The organism is Klebsiella sp. ME-303 (assembly GCF_007910085.1).
Lineage (GTDB): Bacteria > Pseudomonadota > Gammaproteobacteria > Enterobacterales > Enterobacteriaceae > Klebsiella > Klebsiella michiganensis.
The window spans coordinates 1-26328 of record NZ_VOJB01000088.1; the positions used below are offsets into that span (position 1 = coordinate 1).

A 26328-nucleotide genomic window follows, 5' to 3' on the forward strand; every position below is an offset into this window, starting at 1 on the left:
CTACCGGTAATCACCTGCATTGCTTCGACACCGGCGGAAGAGGCCAGAGTTTCAAACTCCTGGAGATCTTCCATATCTTTGTCTTGCGAAAAATAGATGTGTACCAGTACCGCCTGCTCACCGGCATCATAACGGTCAAACAAGCGTAAACCCCTTATAAAATACCAGCGGGGAACGCAGAAAACCTGGCTCCCCGACGTGGAAAAACAGCATCTGCCTTATTCGGCGTCTTCGCTGTCTTGCTGCGGCGCAGAAGAACCCTGCGCACCACCACCGTGGTGATAGTTGTTTGTACCGCCGCCAGCATTGTTGCTGTGGTGTGACACCGGGCGAGACGGGACAACAGTAGAAATTGCGTGCTTATAGACCATCTGGCTGACCGTGTTTTTCAACAGGATCACGAACTGATCGAAAGACTCAATTTGCCCTTGCAGCTTAATACCATTCACCAAATAAATAGAAACCGGAACACGTTCCCGACGCAAAGCGTTCAGGAACGGATCTTGTAAAGATTGCCCCTTAGCCATTCTCTCTTTTCCTTATATGTATGCTTGTTTTGTACTCAGAACCTTACGATTCTTAAAAAAATTACGCACGATACCCGTTCAATTGTACACGTTCAGTCCAGGCTAGCACCAACAACCTGTAATACTTTGTTGAACGCTTGTTCAGGTTGTTCACTGTCTAACCAGTGGATACCTTCCCAACCGCGCAGCCAGGTCACCTGACGTTTAGCTAACTGTCTCGTGGCGCAAACACCTCGATAAACCATTTCATCATACGGGATCTCGCCATTTAGGTAAGACCACATCTGGCGATATCCGACACAACGAATGGAAGGCATATCCGTATGCAAATCTCCCCGGGCAAAAAGCGCCCGCACTTCTGCTTCAAAACCTGAAGCCAACATCTGATGAAAACGCTGTTCTATGCGCTGATGGAGCAGTTCACGGCTCGCCGGGGCGATGGCGAACTGGTGCACCTTATACGGCAGAGCATCACCTGACGTTTGCGTCAGCTCCGTTAAAGTTTTACCCGAAATGAAAAAAACTTCCAGTGCTCGGGAAAGTCTTTGCGGATCATTTGGATGAATACGCGCGGCGGCAACCGGATCAATTTCCTGTAGCTGCTGGTGTAACGCGTTCCATCCCTGCTCTGCGGCCTGTTGCTCGATCTTGGCTCTGACCTCAGGGTCAGCCGAGGGTAGAGGCGACAATCCTTCCAACAACGCCTTGAAATACAACATCGTTCCGCCAACCAGTAGCGGAATTCGCCCGGCAGCGACGATATCGGCCATCTCTGCCAGCGCATCGCGGCGGAAATCCGCCGCGGAATAAGCCTCGGCCGGGTCAAGAATATCCAGCAGACGATGCGGCGCAGCGCTCAGCTCCGCGGCATCGGGCTTGGCCGTGCCTATGTCCATTCCTCGATAGATGAGGGCTGAATCAACGCTAATCAACTCTACTGGCAAAACTTTACGTAAGGCGATAGCCAATGCGGTTTTACCAGAGGCCGTAGGGCCCATTAAAAATATTGCCTTAGGCAGGCTTGCCTCAGTTACATCACTCATCTTTCAGGGCATTCATCGCCGAATGTAAATCAACAGGTTGTAACAGACCACCCGGCGGCGCTTTAACCAGCTGCGGACATAAGCGTTCGATATCCGCCAGGACGGCAATCGCCTGCGCCATGTTCCACTGCGCATGTTCGCTCGCCAGATTACGCGCTATCCACTGAGCAATGTTGCTGACGTCGACGGTTTTTTGCTGCGCCAGGTAGCCTATCAGTTCAGGAATCAAGATTTGTAAATTTTGTTGTCTTAAGGGTAAAGGCACTGCGCGGACCGTCACGTGGTGCGCATCGGACTGGAGTTCAATACCGACCTCAGCCAGCGCCGACTGCGCCTGCTTGAGCGCGTCTTTTTCCTCGTCGGACACTTTTATCCGCAGCGGAATAAGCAGCGGTTGGGCGCAAACCACCTCTGCGCCCGGCGTTAGCTGCGCCTGGCGCAGCCAGCGCTCAGCAACCGGCAGAGCCAGCAGCGCTAACTTACCGCCGCGCTCCAGCAGCGCGCAGTCGCTATCGATAATCGTCAGTACGCGGCCAAAGCTTTGGCTATGACCCGACAGGCCTTCCGCTGCCGGTGCGGGAGCCAGGGGTTTGCGCTCCGTGGCCGGCGTGTCCAGCAGTTGGCGATAAAGCGCACCCTGCTGTTTTTGGTAGCCTGGCTGCGCGTGCGGCCAGGCGGCTCCGCCAGATGAACCCGAGGCGGCGGACTCTCGCGAACCTCCGGTATTAAAACGCGGCGCGGCGGGCTCATCCCGGTAACGGGGAGCGGCGCTTTCACGCGCGACCGCCGGCTGGGCAAAATGATTGCCGCCCGCCGCAATGCGGTTTTCCGGCACCTGTCGCGGCGCGGGCTCATCGCCCTCTTCCGCCAACGGCACCTCCAGCTGCTGCTGCAGGACGCTCAGCACGCCCTGATAGATAAAGTCATGCACCAGGCGCGACTGATGAAAACGCACTTCATGTTTGGCCGGATGGACGTTCACATCCACCTGATGCGGATCTATCTTCAGATATAGCACAAAGGCAGGCTGCTGGTCGGCGCCCAGTTTGTCTTCACAGGCCTGGCGAATCGCGTGATTAATCAGGCGATCGCGCATCATCCGCCCATTGACGTAGCAATACTGAATCTCCGCCAGCGTCGGATTGGTATGTAGCGGATCGGCCACCCAGCCGCTGAGGGTCAGGTCGCCGTGCTGCCACTCAATCGCCAGCGCGTGTTCGAGAAATGGCAAACCGCAGATCGCGCCCAGACGCCGCTCACGCTGACCGTCCTGCGATACCGCCCGGTACTGGCGCACGGCCTTGCCGTTGTGGCTGAGGTTGATGGTCACGTCGAAGCGCGCCAGCGCGATGCGCCGCACGATCTCGTCGATATGGCCAAACTCGGTTTTCTCGGTGCGCATAAATTTGCGCCGGGCGGGGGTGTTATAAAACAGATCCAGCACTTCCAGCGTTGTTCCCACCGGGTGCGCCGCCGGCTTCACGGTGACCGCCTGATCGCGCCCTTCGGCATAGGCCTGCCAGGCCTCCTGCTGCTCCTCGGTACGCGAGGTCAACGTCAGGCGAGCCACTGAGCTGATACTGGCCAGAGCTTCGCCGCGAAAGCCGAGGCTAATGATCGCCTCAAGGTCATCCAGCGAAGCAATTTTACTGGTGGCGTGACGAGCCAGCGCCAGCGCCAGTTCGTCTTTTTTGATGCCGCAGCCGTTATCGCGAATGCGGATTAACTTCGCCCCGCCGCGCTCAATATCAATGTCGATACGCGTCGCCCCGGCATCGAGGCTATTTTCCACCAGCTCTTTGACCACCGACGCCGGACGTTCCACCACTTCACCTGCGGCAATCTGGTTGGCGAGCTGCGGCGGTAGAACCTGAATCGGCATGGCCGTCTCCTTAATTTAACAACGTCCCGTCTGACGAACCTGCGCTGGCAGTCTGCGCGGCTGCCCCGCGCGGCGCGGATTGCAGAGGGTGCTGCATAAAGTAGTTACGCAGGCCGTTATAAATCGCCTCTGCGACCTGCTGCTGATAAGCATCGCTGCCCAGCAGCCGCTCTTCGCCGGTATTACTGATAAAACCCGTTTCCACCAGGATCGACGGGATATCCGGCGAACGCAGTACGCCGAGGCTGGCATGCTCAGGACGACGCTTATGTAAATCGCCGATCCGCTGCAGCTGGCTCAGCACATTGGTCGCCACATCATACCCGACGCGCTGGGAATGGCCGAACTGTAAATCCAGCACCGCCTGGCTCAGGTAAGGGTCCGACTGGCTGTTGGCCAGTACATCGCCCGCGCCGCCCAGCAGTTCTGACTGTTTCTCATGCTGCTCGAGCCAGCCGGCCATTTCGCTGTTCGCGCGGCGGTTGGAAAGCACCCAAACCGAGGCCCCGGTAGCATCGCGATTCGGCGCAGCGTCGGCGTGAATCGAGACAAGGAAATTGGCGTTTTGCTTACGTGCGACGTCAGAACGCCCCATGACGGAAATGAAATAATCGCCGTCGCGCGTCAGCACGGGCCTGAACTGCGGATCGGCATTCAGCAGCGCGCGGAGCTTGCGCGCAATCGCTATGGTCACATTCTTCTCTTTCGTGCCGTTCGGACCAATGGCTCCCGGATCCTGGCCGCCGTGGCCGGCGTCAATGGCGATAATCACTTTATCGTCGCCGGAAACGGTACGCGCCGCAGGACGCGTTACGCTACTGGTGCTGGTCACCGCGGTGAGCCGGTCGTTATCGGCTTTAAACGGGTTGCGCGCGGGTTCGCTCGGACGCACGGGCTGCGCCACGGGCCTTTCCGCCTGTCTAACCACCACCGGCTGGGGTGGAGGCGGAGGCGGCGCGTCGGCGTTAATCGTAAACACCACGGTGTAGTTAGAGCCGTTCTGCTGTTTCACCGCGCGGGTTTTGCCGTCGGCGGTGAGATCCACCAGCAGGCGCAACGACTGCGTATCCTGCGGCGTCCCGGAACGAATGCTTTTTACCAGATTATTGCCGCTAAACTGCAGCGGTAGCCCCTGGAGTACGCCAGTCTGTTTAATATCCAGCGCCACGATGCGTTTGCCCTGGGGGGTAAACGAATATTCAGGTTCGCCGATAAAGCTAATGGTAATGCGGGCCTGCCGATCGCCATTTGAGACCTGGATATCGGATAAACTTGCCGCAGTGGCCTGAATGCTGAACAGCATCAGTGCGGCGGCCAGCCAACTGGTTAAGCGATACATCATCCCGTCGTCCTTCAGGCTAATTAGCCAAACGCGCCAATAAAGACTCACCCAATGAGGAGACCGCGGTTACGCGCGCCTCACGCCCTTGTGCCTGATACTCAAGGTGAATTTCAACATCCGGGTCCGGCAGTACTCCCGTGCCCTGCTGCGGCCATTCCACCAGGCAGATAGCATCGTCAGTAAAATAATCGCGGATCCCCATAAACTCGAGTTCCTCAGGATCCGCCAGGCGATAAAGATCGAAGTGATAGACCATCAAATTATCGAGACTGTAAGGCTCGACGAGGGTGTAGGTTGGGCTTTTAACGTTGCCACGGTGACCGAGAGCCTGAAGGAAACCGCGGCTAAAGGTGGTCTTACCCGCCCCTAAATCGCCATACAAATAGATGACCGTCGCGCCAGCGCATGCCTGCGCGACGCGGTTGCCAAGGCTTAAAGTCGCCTGCTCATCGGGTAAAGGAATCACTCGGTTAATCATGGTCTACGTCAATCACATCCGGGTTAACAACACGCCTGAGCGTGAAAAAAAGATCGGTCGCCAGCATTCCGCGGGTGCCGTGTCTCGCCGCCAGCCGATCGGCGGCTTCGCCATGAGCAACGCATCCGGCGCAGGCAGCATCATACGGCGTCAGGCGCTGGCCTAACAACGCAGCGACAATACCGGTCAGCACATCGCCCATCCCGCCGCTGGCCATCCCAGCGTTACCGGCGTCGATAATAGCCATTTCGCCCGTTTCGCTCGCCACGATCGTACCTGCACCTTTCAGCACCACGATGCCACCATAACGTTTTACCAGACGTTGTGCAGAATGTAAGCGATCGCTTTCAATTTCTGCCACACTCACGTTCAGCAGGCGGGCGGCTTCGCCGGGATGCGGCGTCAGCACGCGATTGTGACGTTTATCGGGATTGATTGCCAGCAGGTTCAGCGCATCCGCATCCCAGACCATTGGTTTGCGAAAATTCTCCGCCTGGCGTAGCGCATTTTTACCCCACTCGCCCTGCCCCAGACCCGGCCCAATCGCAATGACATCCGCCCAGTGCAGACTCTCTTCGAGAGAGCGGGACGTCAGCTCATGGACCATCAGCTCCGGCCTGGCGGTCAGAATGGGGGCAATGTTGTCCCGGTGAGTCAGTACTCGCACCAGCCCGGCGCCCGCGCGCAGCGCCGCTTCACCGCTCATTCGTATGGCGCCCGCCGTCCCCGGTTCGCCGCCAATAATCACCAGCTTACCGTGGTCGCCTTTGTGCGAGGTTGGACGCCGCGGCGGCAGCCAGCCGGGGAGCTGCGAGGCATCGAAGCGACTGAGCGCCGTCGTTTGGCCTGCCAGCCAACCCTCAAGCCCCAGGGCGTGGTGATGCAAACGGCCAACGACATCGCGGGCTTTGCCGGTCAGCAGCCCCGGCTTAAGCGCGATAAAGGTGATGGTATGAGCGGCATGGATAACCGCGCCCGGCGTCGTCCCCGTTTGCGCATTCAGGCCGGAGGGGATATCCAGCGCCACAACCGCAGCCGGATGGGCGTTTGCCCGCGCGATCAGCGCCGCAACGTTTTCCCGGGGCGCGCTCTGTAACCCGGTACCGAGCAGGCCGTCAATAATCAGCGTGATATCTTCCGGCCAGGGGATGCTGGCGGCATGAATCGTGCCGCCGGCGTTGAGCCACTCCTCACGCGCGAGGCTGGCCTCTTCCGGCAGCGGCTTCTCGCTCTCCAGCGCCAGCAGCGTGACCTGAATGCCTCGCGACTGTGCCAGGCGAGCCACCACGTAGCCGTCGCCGCCGTTATTACCGTGGCCGCAGAGAATCAGCCAGTGCCGGCTTTCAGGATACTGGACGCGCGCAAGCTCAAAAGCCGCTTCGCCCGCACGACGCATCAGTTCATACAACGTCAGCCCAAGGGTATCCGCCGCCTCTTTTTCCGCTCGTCGTAGCGCCTCCGCCGACCAGATGATATGTGGTATACTCCCGGTGTTTTTCGTCATCGTATGGTCCATCATGTCACAGCCCCTCGATCTCAATCAGTTAGCGCAGCAAATCAAACAATGGGGCACAGAGTTGGGGTTCCAGCAGGTCGGTATTACCGATACCGATCTCAGCGCCAGCGAACCTAAACTGCAGGCCTGGCTGGATAAACAATACCACGGCGAAATGGCGTGGATGGCGCGTCATGGCATGATGCGCGCGCGCCCCCATGAGCTCCAGCCCGGTACCCTGCGCGTAATTAGCGTGAGAATGAACTACCTGCCCGCTAATGCCGCTTTCGCCCGCACCCTGAAAGACCCCGCGGTGGGTTACGTTAGCCGTTACGCCCTCGGACGGGACTATCACAAGCTATTACGTCATCGCCTGAAAAAATTAGGTGAGATGATTCAGGGACAGTGTGCTTCGCTCAATTTTAGACCTTTTGTCGATTCCGCGCCGATTCTTGAACGCCCTTTAGCCGAAAAAGCGGGGCTGGGATGGACAGGTAAGCACTCGCTCATCCTTAGTCGCGATGCCGGCTCGTTCTTTTTCCTCGGTGAACTGCTTATCGATCTCCCTCTTCCCATTGACCAGCCCGTCAAGGAAGAGTGCGGCCGCTGCGTTGCCTGTATGACCATCTGCCCAACCGGCGCCATCGTCGAGCCCTATACCGTCGATGCCCGGCGCTGTATTTCCTATCTGACTATCGAACTGGAAGGCGCTATTCCGGAAGAGTTTCGTCCGCTGATCGGCAACCGCATATACGGCTGCGATGACTGCCAGTTGATTTGCCCGTGGAACCGCTTCGCGCAGCTCACCGATGAAGAGGATTTCAGTCCGCGCAAGGCGCTACACGCCCCGGCGCTTATTGAGCTGTTCGCCTGGAGCGAACCCTGGTTTTTAAAAGTGACGGAAGGTTCGGCCATTCGCCGTATTGGTCATCTGCGCTGGCTGCGTAATATCGCCGTCGCGTTGGGCAACGCGCCCTGGGATGAAGCGAACCTGAAGGCGCTGGAAAGCCGCAGGGGTGAGCACCCGCTTCTCGACGAACATATCGAGTGGGCGATGGCGCAGCAAATTGAAAAGAGAAATGCCAATGTGGTTGAGGTGCAGTTACCCAAAAAGCTGCGTCTGGTCAGGGTGGTTGAAAAAGGGCTACCGCGCGACGCCTGATTCATTCACAGGGTGTGAATAAAAATAAAAACACATTGCGTTTCAAGGGGCAGACGTTCGTCAAGTGATCGGATTAACACTTTGAAATGAAATTTAACTCTTATTTTTCAATTAGATATAAGAATACTATTTACATAGTGAAGTAATTTTCTGAGAGAGGACGAAAGGTTAACCTGTGGATAACTCTGTTCACAGTATTTTCAGGACCGGGCGAAAATCATCACCGGCGCGTGCTTGCGCTGTGGATAAACTGGGTATGAGAAGAAATTTGGAGCGGGAAACGAGACTCGAACTCGCGACCCCGACCTTGGCAAGGTCGTGCTCTACCAACTGAGCTATTCCCGCTTGGGTATGGTAACTTTCAAATTTTGGAGCGGGAAACGAGACTCGAACTCGCGACCCCGACCTTGGCAAGGTCGTGCTCTACCAACTGAGCTATTCCCGCTTGGGTGTGGTAACTTTCAAATTTTGGAGCGGGAAACGAGACTCGAACTCGCGACCCCGACCTTGGCAAGGTCGTGCTCTACCAACTGAGCTATTCCCGCATACTTCTGGCCATATTTCTATGGCGTCGTGATTTGCATTTCTGCTTCGTCACGGGAGGCGCATTATACGAGAATTCGATTTACCTGCAACCCCCCTGAGCGCAATTTTTTTCGTTTTTGGTTTAAGTGACCACTTTATCACCACACACCGGCCTGAATTGTCTAAATAACCAGCAAATGCGGCAAAATCACTTTTTCCCGGCCCGCTAAAGGCGCAAAATCGCTCAAGTTTATAGGCGGATATCGCCCGCTGACGGTCAACAACGATGACAACCAGGGAAATAAAATGAAAAAAGCGCTTACCGTCCTGCTGCTGGCCACGCTTGCCACAGGAACAGCATCGGCAACAACGCTACATTTTGGGACAACGACGGCCAATCCGCCGTATGAAACCGTCAATGGTAAAAATCAGCCCACGGGTTTTGATATCGACCTGGCCAACGCGCTGTGCAGGCAGATGCAGGTCGAATGCAAATTCACACCCCAGGGGTTCGATACCCTCATCCCGGCGCTGCGCTTTAAGAAATTCGACGCCTTGATTGCCGGTATCGAAGTGATTCCGATGCGAGAAAAGCAGGTTGCGTTCAGCCATCCCTATCGTCAGGCGCTGTCCGGCGTAGTTGTCACCGCGAAAGACGCCGCCCACACCTTTGCCGATCTGAAGGATAAAAAAATCGGCGTCGTGAAAGGCACCCTTCATCAGCACTATCTGCGGGAGAAACAAAAAGCCGTGCATGCGGTGCCTTACGACAGCGACGAAAGCGCCCTGAGCGCGCTGAAAGAAGGCGTGATTAGCGGCGTGATGGGCGATCAGGAGACGTTAACGAAATGGCTCCAGGATAACCCCGACTACGCCATGATGGACGAACGCGCCACGGATCCCGGCTACTACGGTAAGCAGTACGCCATTGCGGTACGTAAAGACGATCCTGAGCTGCTGAATAACATCAATGCCGCTCTGGATGTCGTAAAAGCCTCGCCGGAGTTCCAGGCCATGGAACAGAAGTGGTTTAAATAGTCGGGGGTATGACCGGGGCGTGTTGGCCCCGGCACGGGCGTTAAAGCTTAATAAAGTGTTCGCGATAGTAGGCCAGTTCCGCGACCGATTCGCGAATATCGTCCATCGCCTGATGGGTTCCTTGTTTCTTAAAACCGTCGAGAATTTCCGGCTTCCAGCGACGAGCCAGCTCTTTGAGCGTGCTGACGTCCAGATAGCGGTAGTGGAAATACGCTTCCAGCTCAGGCATATATTTAAACAAGAAGCGGCGATCCTGGCCGATGCTATTGCCGCAGATCGGCGACTTACCTGCCGGTACCCACTTTTTGAGGAATTCGATAGTCGCCAGTTCGGCTTCACGATCGCCCTGGGTACTCGCCTTCACCCGCTCCACCAGCCCGCTGCCGGTATGGGTACGCACGTTCCACTCGTCCATCAACGCCAGCTGCGCGTCTGACTGGTGCACCGCAATGGTCGGCCCTTCCGCCAGAATGTTCAGATTCGCGTCGGTCACCAGGGTGGCGATTTCGATGATGCGATCGCGCTCCGGATCCAGCCCCGTCATTTCAAGATCGATCCAAATCAGGTTGTTTTCATCTGCACTCATGTTATTTTCCACCCTTCTTACGTCACTATATTCATCTAAAATAGCGTGTATCATAGAGGTTTTGCCCGTACAGGGCGACCAGGAGCCAGTTCGATTGAGTAAAAATAAACTCTCCAAAGGCCAACAGCGCCGCGTGAAGGCCAACCACCAGCGCCGCCTGAAAACGACTTCGGAGAAGGCCGATTTTGATGACAACCTGTTCGGTGAGAAATCCGAAGGGACCGTCATTAGCCGCTTTGGCATGCATGCCGATGTCGAATCCGCCGACGGTAGCGTCCACCGTTGCAACATACGCCGCACTATCCGTTCGCTGGTCACCGGCGATCGCGTGGTCTGGCGGCCTGGCAAAAGCGAAGCTGACGGCGTCAACGTCAAGGGCATCGTCGAGGCCGTCCATGAACGGACCTCCGTACTGACGCGTCCGGATTTCTACGACGGCGTCAAACCCATCGCCGCCAATATCAATCAGATTGTCATTGTTTCCGCGATCTTGCCTGAGCTTTCTCCGAATATTATCGACCGCTACCTCGTGGCCTGCGAAACGCTGAACGTTGAGCCGCTGATCGTGCTCAATAAGATCGACCTGCTGGATCAGGCGAGCATGGACTTCGTCAACGAGCAAATGGACATTTATCGCCATATTGGTTACCGCGTACTGATGGTCTCCAGCCGCACGCAGGATGGCCTGAAGCCGCTTGAAGAGGCGCTCACCGATCGTATCAGTATCTTTGCCGGGCAGTCAGGGGTAGGCAAATCCAGCCTGCTGAACGCGCTGCTGGGCCTGCATGATGACCAAATCCTCACCAATGACGTTTCGGATGTCTCCGGACTGGGGCAGCACACCACCACGGCCGCGCGCCTGTACCACTTCCCGCACGGCGGCGATGTGATTGACTCGCCGGGCGTACGCGAGTTCGGCCTGTGGCATCTCGACGCGGAACAAATCACCCACGGCTTTGTCGAATTCCATGATTATTTAGGCCGCTGCAAATACCGCGACTGCAAACACGACAATGACCCGGGCTGCGCCATTCGCGAAGCGGTGGAGAAAGGCGAAATCGCCGAAAGCCGGTTTGAAAACTACCATCGCATTCTGGAAAGCATGGCGCAGGTACAGGTAAAAACGCGTAAAAGCTTTTCATCAACCGATGACTGACATTTAAGCTGAGCATCGTTAGAATCGTCCCCCTTTTTTCAGGCTCCGCTGCTCCGCGGGGCCAGGAACGACAAATAATGGCCTGGAGGCTACCTTGTTAAACGATCTTAAACTTTCACTGCAATACATTCTGCCTAAACTGTGGCTCACCCGCCTCGCAGGCTGGGGTGCACGCAAACGAGCAGGCTGGCTGACAAAACTGGTCATCGATCTGTTCGTGAAATATTACAAGGTCGATATGAAAGAGGCGCAAAAGCCTGACACCGCCAGCTACCGTACCTTTAACGACTTCTTCGTTCGCCCGCTGCGCGACGACGTCCGTCCGCTAAACACCGACCCGAGCGTGCTGGTGATGCCCGCCGACGGCGTCATCAGCCAACTGGGCGCCATTGAAGACGACAAAATTTTGCAGGCTAAAGGCCATAACTACAGCCTGGAAGCGCTGCTGGCCGGTAACTACCAGATGGCTGACCTGTTCCGTAACGGTAGCTTCGTCACCACCTATCTTTCGCCGCGCGATTACCACCGCGTGCATATGCCGTGCAACGGTATTCTGCGCGAAATGATCTACGTGCCGGGGGATCTGTTTTCCGTAAACCATCTGACCGCGCAAAACGTGCCGAATCTTTTTGCCCGCAACGAGCGCGTCATCTGCCTGTTCGACACTGAGTTTGGCCCTATGGTGCAAATCCTCGTCGGCGCCACCATCGTCGGCAGCATCGAAACCGTGTGGTCCGGTACCGTCACGCCGCCGCGCGAAGGCATCATTAAGCGCTGGACCTGGCCTGCTGGCGATAGCGAAGGCTCCGTCGCCCTGCTGAAAGGCCAGGAGATGGGCCGCTTTAAGCTGGGCTCCACGGTGATTAACCTGTTTGCTCCGGGCCAGGTGAAGCTGGTTGAGCAGTTACAAAGCCTGTCGGTGACCAAAATAGGCCAGCCGCTGGCGATCGCGCCTGAAGCCGCGGCGCCGGTAGAGCCCGCGCCGCTGGCGGAAGAAGAAGTCCGCGCTGAACACGCAGCCAGCCCGCTGGTTGACGATAAACAAGACGAAGGTTAATTCCTGAAAAAAGGTTACGCCGTGCGCCTGATATACACTTTCCTGTTGGCCTGGTGCCTCAGTTTTGGGGCGTACGCAGCGACAGCCCCGGATGCTAAACAGATAGCCCAGGAACTGGAACAGGCGAAGGCGGCAAAGCCCGCCCAGCCTGAAACCGTTGAAGTCCTGCAATCTGCCCTGAACGCCCTTGAGGAGCGTAATGCCTCCCTTGAGCGCGCCCGTCAGTACCAGGACGTTATCGATAACTTCCCCAAACTGTCGCAAAACCTGCGCGCGCAGCTCAACAATCTCAGCGATGAGCCGCGCCAGGTCTCCACTACCCTCTCCTCCGATGCCCTGAACCAGGAGATTCTCCAGGTCAGCAGCCAGCTGCTGGAAGCCAGTCGTAAAGCTCAGCAGGAGCAGGATCGCGCCCGCGACATCGCCGACTCCCTCAACCAGCTGCCGCAGCAGCAGAGCGATGCCCGCCGCCAGCTGAATGAGGTTGAACGCCGGGTCGGCGCGCAAAGCAGCAATACCCCGCTGGCACAGGCGCAAAATCTTGGTCTGCAGGCGGAGTCCGCGCGGCTGAAAGCGCTGGTCGATGAGCTGGATCTGGCGCAGCTTTCCGCCAATAACCGCCAGGAGCTCTCACGGTTGCGATCTGAGCTGGCGCAGAAAGAGAGCGAGCAGCTCGACGCCTGGCTACAGGCGCTGCGAAATCAGCTCAATAACCAACGGCAGCGTGAGGCGGAAAAAGCGCTGGAAAGCACCGAACTGCTGGCGGAAAACAGCGAAAACCTGCCGCCGGATATCGTGGCGCAGTTTAAAGTTAACCGCGAGCTGTCGCAGGCGCTCAACCAGCAGGCGCAGCGGATGGATTTGATCGCCTCGCAGCAGCGCCAGGCGACAAATCAGACCCTCCAGGTGCGTCAGGCGTTAAACACCCTGCGCGAGCAGTCCCAGTGGCTGGGCTCTTCCAATCTGCTTGGTGAAGCCCTGCGCGCGCAGGTGGCGCGGCTGCCGGAAATCCCGCGGCCGCAGCAGCTGGATACCGAAATGGCGCAGCTGCGCGTGCAGCGCCTGCGCTATGAGGATCAGCTCGGCAAACAGCCGCAGCTAAGACAAATTCGTCAGGCCAGCGGTGAACCGCTCACCGCGGAACAGAACCGTATTCTGCAGGCCCAGATGCGCACGCAGACCGAGCTGCTCAACTCCCTGCTGCGCGGCGGCGATACGCTTATGCTCGAACTGACCAAGCTGAAGGTCGCTAACGGTCAGCTAGAGGATGCGCTTAAAGAGATCAACGAAGCGACCCATCGCTATCTGTTCTGGACCTCGGACGTCAGCCCAATCGGCTTCTCATGGCCGCTGGAGATCGTTCAGGATCTCCGCCGCCTGATCTCGCTCGATACCATGAGCCAGCTCGGTAAGGCCAGCATGATGATGCTGACCAGCAAAGAGACCCTGCTGCCGCTCTTCATCGCGCTCATTCTGGTGGGGTTCAGTATTAGCTCACGCCGCCATTTCACCAGCTTCCTTGAGCGCTCCAGCGCGCGCGTCGGTAAGGTTACGCAGGATCACTTCTGGCTCACCCTGCGCACGGTGTTCTGGTCCATACTGGTGGCCTCGCCGCTGCCGGTGCTGTGGATGACGCTGGGCTACGGGCTGCAGGCCGCCTGGCCTTTCCCGCTGGCCGTAGCGATTGGCGATAGCGTCACCGCCACGGTACCGCTGCTGTGGGTCGTGATGATTTGCGCCACGTTCGCCCGCCCTAACGGCCTGTTTATCGCCCACTTTGGCTGGCCGCGCAGCCGCGTCAGCAAAGCGATGCGCTACTACCTGATGAGCATCGGGCTGATCGTGCCGCTGATTATGGCGCTGATTACTTTCGATAACCTCAACGATCGCGAGTTCTCCGCCTCGCTGGGCCGCCTCTGCTTTATGCTGATTTGCGGCGCGCTGGCGATGGTAACCCTGAGCCTGAAACGCGCCGGCATTCCGCTGTATCTCGACAAAGAAGGCAGCGGCGACAATATGCTGAACCGGCTGCTGTGGAATATGCTGCTCGGCGCGCCGCTGATAGCGATGCTGGCGGCGGCGATCGGCTATCTCGCCACGTCGCAGGCGCTGCTCGCCAGGCTTGAAACCTCGGTCGCCATCTGGTTCCTGCTGCTGGTGGTTTATCACATCATACGCCGCTGGATGCTGATCCAGCGGCGCCGCCTGGCGTTCGATCGCGCGAAGCACCGTCGGGCGGAGATCCTCGCCCAGCGCGCCCGCGGCGAAGAGGAAGTCCAGCATACCAGCAGCCCGGAAGGTTCGATGGAAGCAGAGGTCAGCGAGGTCGATCTTGATGCCATCAGTACCCAGTCGTTGCGTCTGGTGCGCTCCCTGCTGATGCTGATCGCGCTGGTGTCGGTTATCGTGCTGTGGTCAGAAATCCACTCCGCGTTTGGCTTCCTGGAGAATATCTCGCTGTGGGACGTCACCTCCACGGTACAGGGCGTTGAGAGCCTGGAGCCGATTACCCTCGGCGCGGTGCTGATAGCCATCCTGGTGCTGATTATTACTACCCAGCTGGTGCGCAACCTGCCCGCGCTGCTGGAGCTGGCTATCCTCCAGCATCTGGAACTGACGCCGGGCACCGGCTACGCCATCACCACCATCACTAAGTATCTGCTGATGCTGATCGGCGGTCTGGTCGGCTTCTCGATGATTGGCATTGAGTGGTCCAAGCTGCAGTGGCTTATTGCCGCGCTCGGTGTGGGTCTCGGTTTTGGCCTGCAGGAGATCTTCGCCAACTTTATCTCGGGCCTGATTATCTTGTTTGAGAAACCGATCCGCATTGGCGATACGGTCACCATTCGCGATCTCACCGGCAGCGTGACGCGTATTAATACCCGCGCCACCACCATCAGCGACTGGGACCGTAAAGAGATTATCGTACCGAACAAGGCGTTCATCACCGAACAGTTCATCAACTGGTCGCTGTCGGATTCGGTGACCCGCGTGGTGCTAACGGTGCCTGCTCCGGTAGATGCCGATACCGAAGAGGTGGCGCAGATCCTGTTAAATGCCGCGCACCGCTGTTCGTTGGTTATCGATACCCCGGCGCCGGAAGCGTTTCTTGTTGATCTGCAGCAGGGGATCCAGATTTTCGAGCTGCGTATCTACGCCGCCGAAATGGGGCACCGGATGCCGCTGCGCCACGAGATGCACCAGCTGATTCTGGCCGGATTCCGCGAGCACGGTATCGATATGCCGTTCCCGCCGTTCCAGATGCGCCTGGAGAGCATCGATGGCAGAAAAAGCAGCAGGGCGCTGACCTCGGCAGGGAAAACCAGCCGCGCGCCCGGCAGCCTGTAAGAACGGCCTTGCCTGAACGCAGGCAAGGCCAGCGTTTTAGCTCTCCTGAACCATCAGCTGCACCGCCGTACGCCGGCGGTAATTCTCATAGATCCCCAGCGCCAGCAGCGAAAAGAAAGCCGGTCCGCCGACCATCCACAGCGCGCTGCTCCAGTCACCTGCTTCCATCACCGGCTCAATCACGGTAAAGATATTGGCAAATGCCACCACCAGTACCACAACGGCGGTCGCCAGCAGCGTCGAGCCGCGGTGTTTAAAAATCACAAAGGGGCGATCGAGATCCTGCTTCGCCTTAAAAAAAGGAAATGCCAGCGTTAAAAACAGATACGGCAGCGTCATAGAGACATTCGCCATCAGCGTCAGTTTGTTATAAAACGCCGACGCGGTATCGCCCCCAAAGGAAACCAGCAGAATAAACACGCTCACCAGCAGGCACTGCCACCACATGGCGTTCGCCGGCATACCGTTCGCGTTAATTCGCGTCATTGCTGAAGGCCAGAGCGCTTTTGGCGTGCCCTGAATAATCGCCTTTAACGGCGAGTAGCTCAGGGTAAAGAAAGCGCCGGTATAAGCGAGGAACATGGCGAGTCCGGTGATTCTGGCAAACCATAATCCGCTCAGGGCGGCGACGGCGGGCGGCAGATGCATCGCATTAGCCAGGGTGGCGCCAAGGCGGGTCATCAGCACGTAGGTGATATTACCGAGGTTCGTGGAAGGGTTGCTCAATACCTGCTGCCAGTTGGCGCTCACGCCCCACAGAACAATCGCCAGCGAATAGCCAACAGAAATGACGACCGCCGCGATAACAATGCCTTTGGCAAAATTCTTTTCCGGCTGCTCGGTTTTATCCACCAGACCGCCAACCGCTTCGATTCCGCCGTAGGCAAAGATGGCAAAAACCACGAACGATAGCATCGCCAGACCGGACTGATAGCCTGGATTAGGCGAGGCCGTGAAATCCAATGGTTGGGCAAAATGGCCGCCGTTGAGCAGTAAAATCACCAGGCTCACCAGCAGCAGGACCAGATTAAGGCCCATGACCGCGATCCCCCCGACGGCGGTAATTTTGGCGATTTTGTGCATGCCTTTTACCGCGACAAAGGTCACCAGCAGCATCCAGCACGCGGCAAGAATACCGACCGTTTGCGTGGAAGTCAGTCCGGCCAGCGCCCAGGATTGCGTTTTATCCGCGCCGAATAAGAATGTGGAAAACGGCACCCAAATTTTAGCCGCCGTGCTGACCATCCAGACCACATAGGATGAAAACCACATAAAGGCCCCCATAAACGCAAAGCGCGGGCCGACGCTATGATTCATCCATGAATAGATCCCGCCCTCCTCCTTACGATAGGCCGCCCCCATCTCCGCCATCATTAGCGCAAACGGGATAAAGAAAAACAGAGCGGAGAAGAGATAAAACGGCATCGCGCTGTAGCCCATCAGGTAGAACGCAGAGGGGCTGTTTGCAAAACCAAATACCGAGGTGAAGATCATTAATATCAGCCCAATCAGGCTCATCTTCTTTATTTGCTGGTGCATAAATCTATCCAAACGCGGTATCGCGGCAGAGGATGCCGGATAGCCCAAAAAAATGAGCGCGGATAGTAGCAAAAAACCAAATGGTTATTGTGGGTATTAGGGCTAAAAGGCGAGCTTCCCTTCCATCATCGAAAGGGAAGCTAAGAGAGGATCAGGCGCGGTCGACGGTGAAAGAGAGAACCTCACCGATGCTTTCTGCCCCCAGGGCCAGCATCACGACGCGGTCAACGCCCAGCGCCACGCCGGAACAATCCGGCAGCCCGGCTTCGAGAGCGGCCAGCAGATTATGATCGATTGGCTGCTGCGGAAGGCCGCGAGCCGCACGCTTGCGGTTATCCTGCTCAAAACGCTGCCGCTGTTCGCGCGCGTCGGTCAGCTCATGAAAACCGTTCGCCAGCTCAATGCCTTTGTAATAGACCTCAAAACGTTCCGCCACGCGGTGATCTTCGGTGCTGATTTGCGCCAGCGACGCCTGACTTGCCGGGAAGTGATAAATAAACGTCGGACGATCTTTACCGATGTGCGGCTCGACGCCCATGGTAAAAAGTAGCTGAAGCAGCGTATCCCGGTCCTCTTCCGTATCGGCAATATTGCTCAGATCCAGCTTCGCCGCCGCTTCGCGCAGCTGCGTTTTATCCGCCGACAGCGGATCGATTTCCAGATGACGCTGGAAGGCTTGCTGATAGGAGAGGCTTTCGGCTGGCTGGCAGTCGAGGACCTGCTGGAGCAGATCGTCCACTTCATTGATCAGCCGGTACATGTCATAGCACGGACGATACCACTCCAGCATGGTGAATTCCGGGTTATGGTGGCGCCCCATCTCTTCATTGCGGAAGCTACGACACAGCTGAAAGACCGGGCCGCAGCCGGCCGCCAGCAGGCGCTTCATATGATACTCCGGGCTGGTCATCAGGTACAGATTCAGTCCCTGAGAATGACCAGGACCGACGAAACGCGTCTCAAACGGGACCATATGAATATCCGTCACCGTCGCCTGACTCATGCAGGGCGTCTCCACCTCCAGCACGCCGCGGTCGGTAAAGAAACGGCGAATTTCCGCCATCACCGCTGCACGTTTTAATAGATTTGGAATGGATGCGCTCGGCTGCCAGGTTGCCGTTTCGCTCATGGTACGTTCTCCGATTTGAAACAAGGGCACGAAGTCTACTCGTAACTGGCGGATGAAACAAATTTTGTGCGAATACGTAAACGCGTTACATACACTTAATTTATTGATAACCCAAAAACATAAAGCAATGAGATAAAGGACCGCACAGAACGATAAAAAAATCGAACACGTCAATTTTCCCTCATAACCCTACGGCTATACTCCTTACCTATAAAGGAGCAGTGATACGTTTTCGCCAGCCCGGCGGCGAAATAAACAAAAACTGGAGGAATGTCGTGCAAACTTTTCAAGCCGATCTTGCCGTAATAGGCGCAGGCGGAGCAGGTCTTCGCGCCGCAATAGCCGCCGCGCAAGCTAATCCAAATGCAAAAATCGCTCTAATTTCAAAAGTCTATCCTATGCGCAGCCATACCGTTGCTGCTGAAGGGGGTTCCGCTGCCGTCGCGCAGGATCATGATAGCTTCGAGTACCATTTTCACGACACCGTTGCCGGCGGCGACTGGCTATGTGAGCAGGACGTCGTTGACTACTTCGTTCATCACTGCCCGACGGAAATGACCCAGCTCGAACAGTGGGGATGCCCGTGGAGCCGCCGCCCGGACGGCAGCGTCAACGTCCGGCGATTCGGCGGCATGAAGATCGAACGAACCTGGTTCGCTGCCGATAAAACCGGCTTTCATATGCTGCACACCCTGTTCCAGACCTCGCTTCAATTCCCGCAAATCCAACGCTTCGACGAACATTTTGTTCTGGATATTCTGGTCGATGATGGGCAGGCTCGCGGTCTGGTCGCGATGAATATGATGGAAGGTACGCTGGTGCAGATCCGCGCCAACGCGGTAGTTCTGGCTACCGGCGGCGCTGGACGCGTGTATCGCTACAATACCAACGGCGGTATCGTCACCGGCGACGGGATGGGTATGGCGCTCAGCCACGGCGTACCGCTGCGCGATATGGAGTTCGTGCAGTACCACCCCACCGGCCTGCCGGGCTCCGGTATTCTGATGACGGAAGGCTGCCGCGGCGAAGGCGGTATTCTGGTCAACAAGAACGGCTACCGCTACCTGCAGGATTACGGCATGGGTCCGGAAACACCGCTGGGCGAACCGAAAAATAAATATATGGAGCTGGGTCCGCGCGATAAAGTCTCCCAGGCTTTCTGGCACGAATGGCGCAAGGGCAACACGATCCCTACGCCGCGAGGCGATGTGGTCTATCTCGATCTGCGCCATTTGGGTGAGAAAAAGCTGCTTGAACGTCTGCCGTTTATCTGTGAACTCTCGAAAGCCTACGTTGGCGTCGATCCGGTAAAAGAGCCGATTCCGGTGCGTCCAACCGCACACTACACCATGGGCGGGATTGAAACCGACCAGCAGTGTGAAACCCGTATCAAAGGGCTGTTTGCCGTTGGCGAATGTTCTTCTGTGGGTCTGCACGGCGCCAACCGCCTTGGCTCCAACTCCCTGGCGGAGCTGGTGGTCTTTGGTCGTCTGGCCGGTGAGCAGGCCATGCAGCGCGCAACCGAAGCGGGCGAAGCCAATAGCGCCGCGCTGGACGCGCAGGTCGTCGATATCGAGAAGCGCCTGAAAGACCTGGTTAATCAGGAAGGTAACGAGAACTGGGCGAAGATTCGCGACGACATGGGTCTGTCGATGGAAGAAGGCTGCGGCATCTACCGTACGCCGGAGCTCATGCAGAAAACGGTCGATAAGCTCGCCGAGCTGCAGGAGCGCTTCAAGCGCGTGCGGATCACCGACACGTCCAGCGTGTTCAATACCGACCTGCTGTACACCATCGAGCTGGGCCATGGCCTGAACGTCGCCGAATGTATGGCGCATTCCGCCCTCGCGCGTAAAGAGTCCCGCGGCGCGCATCAGCGCCTGGATGAAGGCTGCACCGAGCGCGACGACGTCAACTTCCTCAAGCATACCCTCGCCTTCCGCGATGCCGATGGTCACACCAGGCTGGAGTACAGTGATGTGAAAATCACCACTCTGCCGCCGGCAAAACGCGTGTACGGTGCGGAAGCGGAAGCAGCCGAGAAGAAGGAGACGACGAATGGCTGAGATGAAAAACATGAAAGTCGAAGTGGTGCGCTACAACCCGGAAGTGGACATCGCACCGCACAGCGCTTTCTATGAAGTTCCCTATGATGAGCAAACCTCGCTGCTTGATGCGCTGGGCTATATCAAAGACAATCTCGCGCCGGACCTCAGCTACCGCTGGTCCTGCCGTATGGCGATTTGCGGTTCCTGCGGCATGATGGTGAACAAGGTGCCAAAGCTGGCCTGTAAAACCTTCCTGCGCGAATACACCAAAGGCATTAAAGTCGAGGCGCTGGCTAACTTCCCGATTGAGCGCGATCTGGTGGTCGATATGACCCACTTTATTGAAAGCCTGGAAGCGATTAAGCCGTACATTATTGGCAACCCGCGCACGCCCGATCAAGGACCAAACAAGCAAACGCCGGCGCAGATGGCGAAATACCATCAGTTCTCCGGCTGCATCAACTGCGGCCTGTGCTACGCGGCCTGCCCGCAGTTTGGTCTTAATCCGGAGTTTATCGGCCCGGCGGCGATCACCCTCGCCCATCGCTATAACGAAGACAGCCGCGACCACGGTAAAAAGGAACGTATGGCGCAGCTTAACGGCCAGAATGGCGTCTGGACATGTACTTTCGTGGGCTACTGCTCCGAAGTCTGCCCGAAACACGTCGACCCGGCGGCCGCGATCCAGCAGGGCAAGGTAGAAAGCTCGAAAGACTTTCTTATCGCCACCCTGAAACCACGCTAAGGAGTGCAGTATGACGACTAAACGCAAACCCTACGTGCGGCCGATGCCGTCCACCTGGTGGAAAAAGCTGCCGTTTTATCGCTTCTATATGCTGCGTGAGGGAACAGCGGTACCCACGGTCTGGTTCAGCATCGTGCTGATTTACGGATTGTTCGCACTGAAGCACGGCGCGGAGAGCTGGGCCGGGTATATCGGTTTTCTGCAAAATCCGATTGTCGTGATCCTGAACCTGATCACGCTTGCAGCCGCGCTGCTGCATACCAAAACCTGGTTTGAGCTGGCACCGAAAGCTGCCAATATTATCCTTAAAGGCGAGAAAATGGGGCCAGAGCCGGTTATTAAGGGGCTTTGGGTCGTCACTGCGGTCGTCACCGTGGTGATCCTGTTTGTCGCGCTGTTCTGGTAAGGAGGCTGGAATGATTAATCCCAAACCAAAACGTTCTGATGAACCGGTATTCTGGGGGCTGTTTGGCGCTGGCGGCATGTGGGGAGCGATTGTCGCCCCCGTCATCGTGCTGCTGGTGGGTATTATGCTGCCGCTCGGACTGGCGCCCGCGGACGCCTTCAGCTACGAACGCGTGCTGGCTTTCGCCCATAGCTTTATTGGCCGCGCATTCATTTTCCTGATGATTGTGCTGCCGCTATGGTGTGGACTTCACCGTATTCACCATGCGATGCATGATTTGAAAATTCACGTACCCAACGGTAAGTGGGTCTTCTACGGCCTTGCGGCGATTCTGACCGTCGTCACTCTGGTCGGCATATTGTTCATCTAAAGCGCTCGCCGGAGGCCGCTTTTACCTCCTCGGCGATAAGCCCGGTAGCATTATGTTACCGGGCTCGCTTCTCAAGAAAATTCTGCCGCATTTTTCCTGCCTGAATCTACACTTAGCTTAAAACTGGCAAGGAAAACATTATGCGTCTGCTACCCGTTATTGCGGTTGTTGCCGCTTCATTTCTGCTTGTAGCCTGCAGCGCGCCGACGCCACCTCCTGGCGTAACCGTGGTCAGTCCGTTCAACCCTCAACGCTATCTTGGCACCTGGTATGAGATTGCCCGCTTCGATCACCCTTTTGAGAGCGGTTTAGAAAAAGTTACCGCAACCTATAGCCTGCGCGACGATGGTGGGCTGGACGTGGTCAATAAGGGATACAACCCCGACCGGGGGATGTGGCAGAAAACCGACGGCGTAGCTTACTTTACCGGGGAGCCCACGCGAGCCGCGCTGAAAGTGTCATTTTTCGGCCCCTTCTATGGCGGCTATAACGTGATTGCGCTGGACAAGGATTATCGCTACGCGCTGGTTTGCGGACCTGATCGGGATTATCTCTGGCTACTGGCGCGCGCGCCGAAAATCCCGCCAGAAGTGAAGCAGCAGATGCTGGATATCGCTACCCGGCAGGGATTCGACGTTAGTAAACTGCTGTGGGTCAATCAGCAGTATTAATGCGCGCTCATTTTCAGGCCAATGATACCAATCACAATACACGCCAGGCTGGCAATGCGCATCGGGCTGGCGGATTCGCCTAGCAGGATAATCCCCGTCACGGCTGCGCCGACCGCGCCAATTCCGGTCCAGACGGCGTAAGCCGTCCCCACGGGTAGCGTTTTCATCGCCCACGACAACAGCGCCATGCTGATGACCATGGCGGCAATCGTTATCACGCTTGGCACCAGGCGGCTAAACCCATGGGTATATTTCAGGCCGACAGCCCAGACGACTTCCAGCAGACCCGCGATAAACAGAATAAACCAGGACATATGGCTCCTTTGATGGGGCCGTCCCCAGATGTGAAACGCTTACAGGCCGTCCCGTAAGGTAGATGATATTCCACAGGAATTATACACGACGTGGCAACGGTGAGGAAGAACGGTACGACCAACGGCCGTACCGCCATGGTCTATTGCTGAGCTTTGGTCGCGGCGCCCGAAATCGCGCTGCCGCCTTCTGAAATATCCTGACCTACACCGCGCGTGGTGTTACATGCGGTCAGTACAGAGGAAAGTGCCAAAACCGTAAAGAACGCTGCAATCGCTTTTTTTACCATAATGTCATCCTTATTAACCAGTTTTAGTTATCGTGCTCTATAAGCATAGACAAACTGGTCCAGGATGAGGGAAGCGAGACGATTTTTAAGAGAAAAAGAAGTGAAGAAAGGGAATCAGATAGAGCGTGAGTATATGAATAAGAATTGCCTGATGAAATAAGATTAGCTGACCGCGTGAGAAATAGCATGACCCAGGCTCTGGATATCCTCGCCCATGCCGCGAGCCGTATTGCATCCAGTCAGCAGCGAACCGTTCAGCAATAACAGTAGCAAAAGTTTCAGTGTGGGATTCATTTTCCTTGCCTGCGGTTTCAACCTGTAGCGGCGCAGCATCGCGCTGCGCCAACTCTTTCGCCGCCTGAATTACTTCACGCGGGAGACGTATTCGCCAGAGCGAGTATCGACTTTGATGACTTCGCCAATCTGTACGAACAGAGGAACTTTAACCACTGCGCCAGTGGACAGCGTTGCAGGCTTGCCGCCGGTACCCGCGGTATCGCCTTTCAGGCCTGGATCGGTTTCAACGATTTCCAGCTCAACAAAGTTTGGCGGGGTGACGGAAATTGGCTGACCGTTCCACAGGGTCACGATGCATTCAGCCTGATCCAGCAGCCATTTAGCGTTATCGCCAACGGCTTTAGCGTCAGCGGCCAGCTGTTCGAAAGTAGAGTTGTTCATAAAGTGCCAGAACTCACCGTCGTTATACAGGTAAGTCAGGTTCATATCGACAACGTCCGCACCTTCAGCAGAATCGGTAGACTTGAAGGTTTTCTCAACGCGAGTACCGGTCAACAGGCGGCGCAGCTTAACGCGCGCGAAAGCCTGGCCTTTGCCGGGTTTAACGAATTCACTGGCTTCAACGGCATAAGGTTCGCCGTCCATCATGATTTTAAGACCGGCACGAAAATCGTTGCTATAGTAAGTCGCCATAAGGCCCTCTGAAATTTTGTTAATTGGTAGCTAAGCCACAAAATGGCGCATATTGTAACCCTAAATACCCCATCCAGAGAAGATTGGTTAACGCAACTTGCCGATGTTGTGACCAGTCCTGATGAACTGCTGCATCTTTTAAATGTAGACGCTGATGCGAATCTATTGGCAGGGCGTGATGCTAAACGCCTGTTCGCACTGCGTGTTCCGCGGGCGTTTATTGCCCGTATGGAGCCAGGTAATCCCAACGATCCTCTTCTTCGTCAGGTACTTACCTCCCAGGAAGAGTTTATTAATGCCCCGGGATTCTCTACCGATCCGCTGGAAGAGCAGCATAGCGTTGTGCCCGGTCTGCTGCATAAATACAGCAACCGTGCGCTACTGCTGGTGAAAGGCGGCTGCGCGGTAAATTGTCGTTATTGCTTCCGTCGTCACTTCCCCTATGCTGAAAACCAGGGCAATAAGCGTAACTGGCAGCAGGCCCTGGAGTATATTTCGGCACATCCCCAGCTGGATGAGATCATTTTTTCCGGTGGCGATCCGCTTATGGCCAAGGATCATGAACTCGACTGGCTATTGACGCAGCTGGAATCTATTCCGCACATCAAGCGCCTGCGTATTCACAGCCGGCTGCCCATTGTGATTCCTGCGCGTATTACTGATACGCTGGTTGCCCGTATTGCTGCATCATCGTTACGGGTACTGCTGGTGAACCACGTTAACCACGCCAACGAGATTGATGCGGCGTTTCGTGCCTCCATGAAAAAACTGCGTATGGCTGGCGTGACCTTATTGAATCAAAGCGTGCTGCTGCGCGGCGTAAATGATAACGCCAACACACTTGCCGACCTGAGCAACGCGCTATTCGACGCCGGCGTCATGCCTTATTATCTGCACGTGTTAGACAAAGTGCAGGGTGCGGCGCATTTTATGGTCAGTGACGAAGAAGCCAGAGCGATCGTGCGCGAATTGTTGACGCTGGTGTCCGGCTATTTAGTACCCAAACTAGCGCGGGAAATCGGCGGGGAACCCAGCAAGACGCCCCTCGACCTGGGGTTAAAGCAGCAATAGTCAATCCGTCTGCCGGGCGAAGCCAGGCAGACTGCTTATTTACTATTACTCACTGGGATATAAATACTGCGGCTTAATCATTTTCGTAAAACCAGTCGTTATCCTTTCCGGAAGAAAGTAAAAGCAAATATAAAAGCAAGCTGTAAACCCACTCATTAAAGTTACAAGAAAAGAGAAAGAATGTTTGCTGCGGTCATCACCAATAGCAGAGGTAAAATCCACTTAGGTAATTTGAACTCGGTTGCGTTATTGTCACTGAAACTTTTTTGCGCATCGTCCTGAATGGCTAAATGGTGAATCACATTGTTCTCAACCGGAGGCGAAGATGTGCTCGCGGTGATCTGCACATTTTCAGGGTTTTCTGGCTCTTTTTCGTCCGTACGGAAGAATGACGCGATATTTGATCCTGCGGCGAGAACAAATCCCCGCTGCCTTACTGTAACAATAATATCTTGCGACAATCCTGCTTTCACTAACGACTTTCTTAGCAAGGAAATGTTTTGATAAAACGTATTCTGAGAAACGACAATTCCTCTATTTTTCCATACTATATCCAGAAATTCTTCTCTGGATATAATCTTCCCGTTGCTTTCGAGTAAAAGCTGCAGGCAGCGTGCCGTTGGTGCGTTGAGGGTCACACTATCCCCATTGTCTCCTACAGGCTGCAGCTCATTCATATTTACATTAAAAATAACTTCATTATTAATGATATATTCATTGAATATCATAATCCCAATCCTCTCTCACCATTCCATATGAAACAAAGATGAATTAAATTCAATTTCACCTTTAGCAAACACAGAACATCCCTTTTAGCCTGCCAGATTAGATAATTCCAAGGATAAATCCCCGCTCCTCCCAGAGCGGGGATAATATTATCATGATATTTGAACCAAAGGGAAGGCTGATTTACAACTATACGTTCCAGCTACGCTCATTATTATCTACGAAATCTGCTTGTGAATTTGCAAGCTTCAACAACTAACCTTTAAATTCAAACAGAATTCACATGCATTTTATCTATCCTGCACTTAGATTTGGTACCGCTCCGGCACAATATGCGCTATGTATATCAGATTTGTATAATAGCGTCGGCAGGAGGAAAATAACGATAGTGTTCAGGAATACATAGCGGAATGTTAGTTATTATATATCATACTAATTAATATCCACGCTCTG

25 protein-coding genes, 3 tRNA genes and 1 pseudogene are annotated in these 26328 nt (G+C 55.8%); 11 read left to right on the top strand and 18 right to left on the bottom strand.

Annotation, left to right across the window (positions count from 1 at the left end; translation table 11 throughout):
- The 7 genes and pseudogenes from FQK12_RS18985 to nnr all read right to left on the bottom strand — a co-directional run.
- Positions 1 to 143: pseudogene (locus FQK12_RS18985) on the bottom strand (GTPase HflX); the annotation flags it as partial.
- A gap of 75 nt (positions 144 to 218) precedes the next feature.
- A complete protein-coding gene (gene hfq, locus FQK12_RS18990) occupies positions 219 to 527 on the bottom strand; it encodes an RNA chaperone Hfq (protein ID WP_004097968.1) in 309 nt (102 codons plus the stop codon).
- Positions 528 to 619: 92 nt separating this feature from the next.
- Positions 620 to 1570, bottom strand: a complete 951-nt coding sequence (gene miaA, locus FQK12_RS18995; RefSeq protein ID WP_014227622.1) for a tRNA (adenosine(37)-N6)-dimethylallyltransferase MiaA — start codon at positions 1568 to 1570, stop codon at positions 620 to 622.
- Entirely contained in the window at positions 1563 to 3452 is a 1890-nt protein-coding gene (gene mutL / locus FQK12_RS19000; RefSeq protein ID WP_014227621.1) for a DNA mismatch repair endonuclease MutL, read from the bottom strand. Before mutL ends, miaA begins: the two co-directional genes overlap by 8 nt.
- A 10-nt stretch (positions 3453 to 3462) precedes the next feature.
- The gene (gene amiB, locus FQK12_RS19005; protein WP_014227620.1) at positions 3463 to 4794 is read right to left on the bottom strand and encodes an N-acetylmuramoyl-L-alanine amidase AmiB; all 1332 of its coding nucleotides are present in this window, start codon (positions 4792 to 4794) and stop codon (positions 3463 to 3465) included.
- A 16-nt stretch (positions 4795 to 4810) separates the two neighbouring features.
- On the bottom strand, positions 4811 to 5272 hold the full coding sequence (tsaE, locus tag FQK12_RS19010) for a tRNA (adenosine(37)-N6)-threonylcarbamoyltransferase complex ATPase subunit type 1 TsaE (RefSeq protein WP_014227619.1): 462 nt from the start codon (positions 5270 to 5272) through the stop codon (positions 4811 to 4813).
- Positions 5265 to 6776, bottom strand: coding sequence for a bifunctional ADP-dependent NAD(P)H-hydrate dehydratase/NAD(P)H-hydrate epimerase (gene nnr / locus FQK12_RS19015; RefSeq protein WP_162097185.1), 1512 nt, complete (start codon positions 6774 to 6776; stop codon positions 5265 to 5267). Before nnr ends, tsaE begins: the two co-directional genes overlap by 8 nt.
- A 13-nt stretch (positions 6777 to 6789) precedes the next feature.
- On the opposite strand from nnr, the gene queG reads away from it, so the two are divergent.
- Positions 6790 to 7929 (top strand): tRNA epoxyqueuosine(34) reductase QueG, encoded by a 1140-nt coding sequence (gene queG, locus FQK12_RS19020; protein WP_014227617.1) that lies wholly within the window; start codon positions 6790 to 6792, stop codon positions 7927 to 7929.
- A 269-nt stretch (positions 7930 to 8198) separates the two neighbouring features.
- Here the strand turns inward: queG and FQK12_RS19025 are convergent.
- From FQK12_RS19025 to FQK12_RS19035, 3 genes are all read right to left on the bottom strand, one after another.
- Positions 8199 to 8274: transfer RNA gene (locus FQK12_RS19025), tRNA-Gly, on the bottom strand.
- Between the two features lie 24 nt (positions 8275 to 8298).
- Positions 8299 to 8374 (bottom strand) — tRNA-Gly (locus tag FQK12_RS19030).
- Positions 8375 to 8398: 24 nt separating this feature from the next.
- Positions 8399 to 8474, bottom strand: a tRNA-Gly gene (locus FQK12_RS19035).
- 286 nt (positions 8475 to 8760) lie between these two features.
- On the opposite strand from FQK12_RS19035, the gene FQK12_RS19040 reads away from it, so the two are divergent.
- Positions 8761 to 9492 (top strand): arginine ABC transporter substrate-binding protein, encoded by a 732-nt coding sequence (locus tag FQK12_RS19040; RefSeq protein ID WP_014227616.1) that lies wholly within the window; start codon positions 8761 to 8763, stop codon positions 9490 to 9492.
- 40 nt (positions 9493 to 9532) lie between these two features.
- Here the strand turns inward: FQK12_RS19040 and orn are convergent, their stop codons facing one another.
- Positions 9533 to 10078 (bottom strand): oligoribonuclease, encoded by a 546-nt coding sequence (gene orn, locus FQK12_RS19045; protein ID WP_004097954.1) that lies wholly within the window; start codon positions 10076 to 10078, stop codon positions 9533 to 9535.
- 94 nt (positions 10079 to 10172) lie between these two features.
- Between orn and rsgA the strand changes: the two genes are divergently transcribed.
- The 3 genes from rsgA (at position 10173) to mscM (ending at position 15639) form a co-directional block, all read left to right on the top strand.
- A complete protein-coding gene (gene rsgA / locus FQK12_RS19050) occupies positions 10173 to 11234 on the top strand; it encodes a small ribosomal subunit biogenesis GTPase RsgA (RefSeq protein ID WP_004097952.1) in 1062 nt (353 codons plus the stop codon).
- Positions 11235 to 11328: 94 nt separating this feature from the next.
- Complete coding sequence (asd, locus tag FQK12_RS19055) at positions 11329 to 12291, top strand: archaetidylserine decarboxylase (protein ID WP_014227615.1); 963 nt, start codon at positions 11329 to 11331, stop codon at positions 12289 to 12291.
- Positions 12292 to 12312: 21 nt separating this feature from the next.
- Entirely contained in the window at positions 12313 to 15639 is a 3327-nt protein-coding gene (gene mscM / locus FQK12_RS19060) for a miniconductance mechanosensitive channel MscM (protein WP_014227614.1), read from the top strand.
- A 36-nt stretch (positions 15640 to 15675) separates the two neighbouring features.
- Here the strand turns inward: mscM and yjeM are convergent, their stop codons facing one another.
- Both yjeM and epmA read right to left on the bottom strand, forming a co-directional pair.
- The gene (gene yjeM, locus FQK12_RS19065) at positions 15676 to 17178 is read right to left on the bottom strand and encodes a glutamate/gamma-aminobutyrate family transporter YjeM (RefSeq protein WP_032695146.1); all 1503 of its coding nucleotides are present in this window, start codon (positions 17176 to 17178) and stop codon (positions 15676 to 15678) included.
- 151 nt (positions 17179 to 17329) lie between these two features.
- On the bottom strand, positions 17330 to 18307 hold the full coding sequence (gene epmA, locus FQK12_RS19070) for an elongation factor P--(R)-beta-lysine ligase (RefSeq protein ID WP_014227612.1): 978 nt from the start codon (positions 18305 to 18307) through the stop codon (positions 17330 to 17332).
- 275 nt (positions 18308 to 18582) lie between these two features.
- Between epmA and frdA the strand changes: the two genes are divergently transcribed.
- The 5 genes from frdA (at position 18583) to FQK12_RS19095 (ending at position 22547) form a co-directional block, all read left to right on the top strand.
- Complete coding sequence (gene frdA / locus FQK12_RS19075) at positions 18583 to 20373, top strand: fumarate reductase (quinol) flavoprotein subunit (RefSeq protein WP_014227611.1); 1791 nt, start codon at positions 18583 to 18585, stop codon at positions 20371 to 20373.
- Positions 20366 to 21100, top strand: a complete 735-nt coding sequence (locus tag FQK12_RS19080) for a succinate dehydrogenase/fumarate reductase iron-sulfur subunit (protein ID WP_004109180.1) — start codon at positions 20366 to 20368, stop codon at positions 21098 to 21100. The genes frdA and FQK12_RS19080 overlap by 8 nt, the downstream gene beginning before the upstream one ends.
- 10 nt (positions 21101 to 21110) lie before the next feature.
- Positions 21111 to 21506 (top strand): fumarate reductase subunit FrdC, encoded by a 396-nt coding sequence (gene frdC, locus FQK12_RS19085; RefSeq protein WP_004097939.1) that lies wholly within the window; start codon positions 21111 to 21113, stop codon positions 21504 to 21506.
- Positions 21507 to 21516: 10 nt separating this feature from the next.
- Positions 21517 to 21876: a fumarate reductase subunit FrdD gene (gene frdD, locus FQK12_RS19090; RefSeq protein WP_004097938.1), complete on the top strand. Its 360-nt coding sequence runs from the start codon at positions 21517 to 21519 to the stop codon at positions 21874 to 21876.
- Positions 21877 to 22016: 140 nt separating this feature from the next.
- Positions 22017 to 22547 (top strand): lipocalin family protein, encoded by a 531-nt coding sequence (locus FQK12_RS19095; protein ID WP_014227610.1) that lies wholly within the window; start codon positions 22017 to 22019, stop codon positions 22545 to 22547.
- Here FQK12_RS19095 and sugE read toward each other — a convergent pair.
- The 4 genes from sugE to efp form a co-directional block, all read right to left on the bottom strand.
- Positions 22544 to 22861 carry a quaternary ammonium compound efflux SMR transporter SugE gene (sugE, locus tag FQK12_RS19100; protein ID WP_014227609.1) on the bottom strand — a complete coding sequence of 106 codons (318 nt, stop codon included), beginning with the start codon at positions 22859 to 22861 and terminating at the stop codon, positions 22544 to 22546. The genes FQK12_RS19095 and sugE overlap by 4 nt on opposite strands.
- 140 nt (positions 22862 to 23001) lie before the next feature.
- Positions 23002 to 23148 (bottom strand): lipoprotein toxin entericidin B, encoded by a 147-nt coding sequence (ecnB, locus tag FQK12_RS19105; RefSeq protein ID WP_004097935.1) that lies wholly within the window; start codon positions 23146 to 23148, stop codon positions 23002 to 23004.
- Between the two features lie 162 nt (positions 23149 to 23310).
- Positions 23311 to 23442 (bottom strand): entericidin A/B family lipoprotein, encoded by a 132-nt coding sequence (locus FQK12_RS19110; RefSeq protein WP_014227608.1) that lies wholly within the window; start codon positions 23440 to 23442, stop codon positions 23311 to 23313.
- Positions 23443 to 23511: 69 nt separating this feature from the next.
- Positions 23512 to 24078, bottom strand: coding sequence for an elongation factor P (gene efp / locus FQK12_RS19115; protein ID WP_004097931.1), 567 nt, complete (start codon positions 24076 to 24078; stop codon positions 23512 to 23514).
- Between the two features lie 42 nt (positions 24079 to 24120).
- Here efp and epmB point away from each other — a divergent pair, with 42 nt between their 5' ends.
- A complete protein-coding gene (gene epmB, locus FQK12_RS19120; RefSeq protein WP_014227607.1) occupies positions 24121 to 25149 on the top strand; it encodes an EF-P beta-lysylation protein EpmB in 1029 nt (342 codons plus the stop codon).
- A gap of 161 nt (positions 25150 to 25310) precedes the next feature.
- On the opposite strand, the gene FQK12_RS19125 is transcribed toward epmB, so the two are convergent.
- Positions 25311 to 25877 (bottom strand): transcriptional regulator, encoded by a 567-nt coding sequence (locus FQK12_RS19125; protein ID WP_014227606.1) that lies wholly within the window; start codon positions 25875 to 25877, stop codon positions 25311 to 25313.
- Positions 25878 to 26328 lie beyond the last annotated feature (451 nt).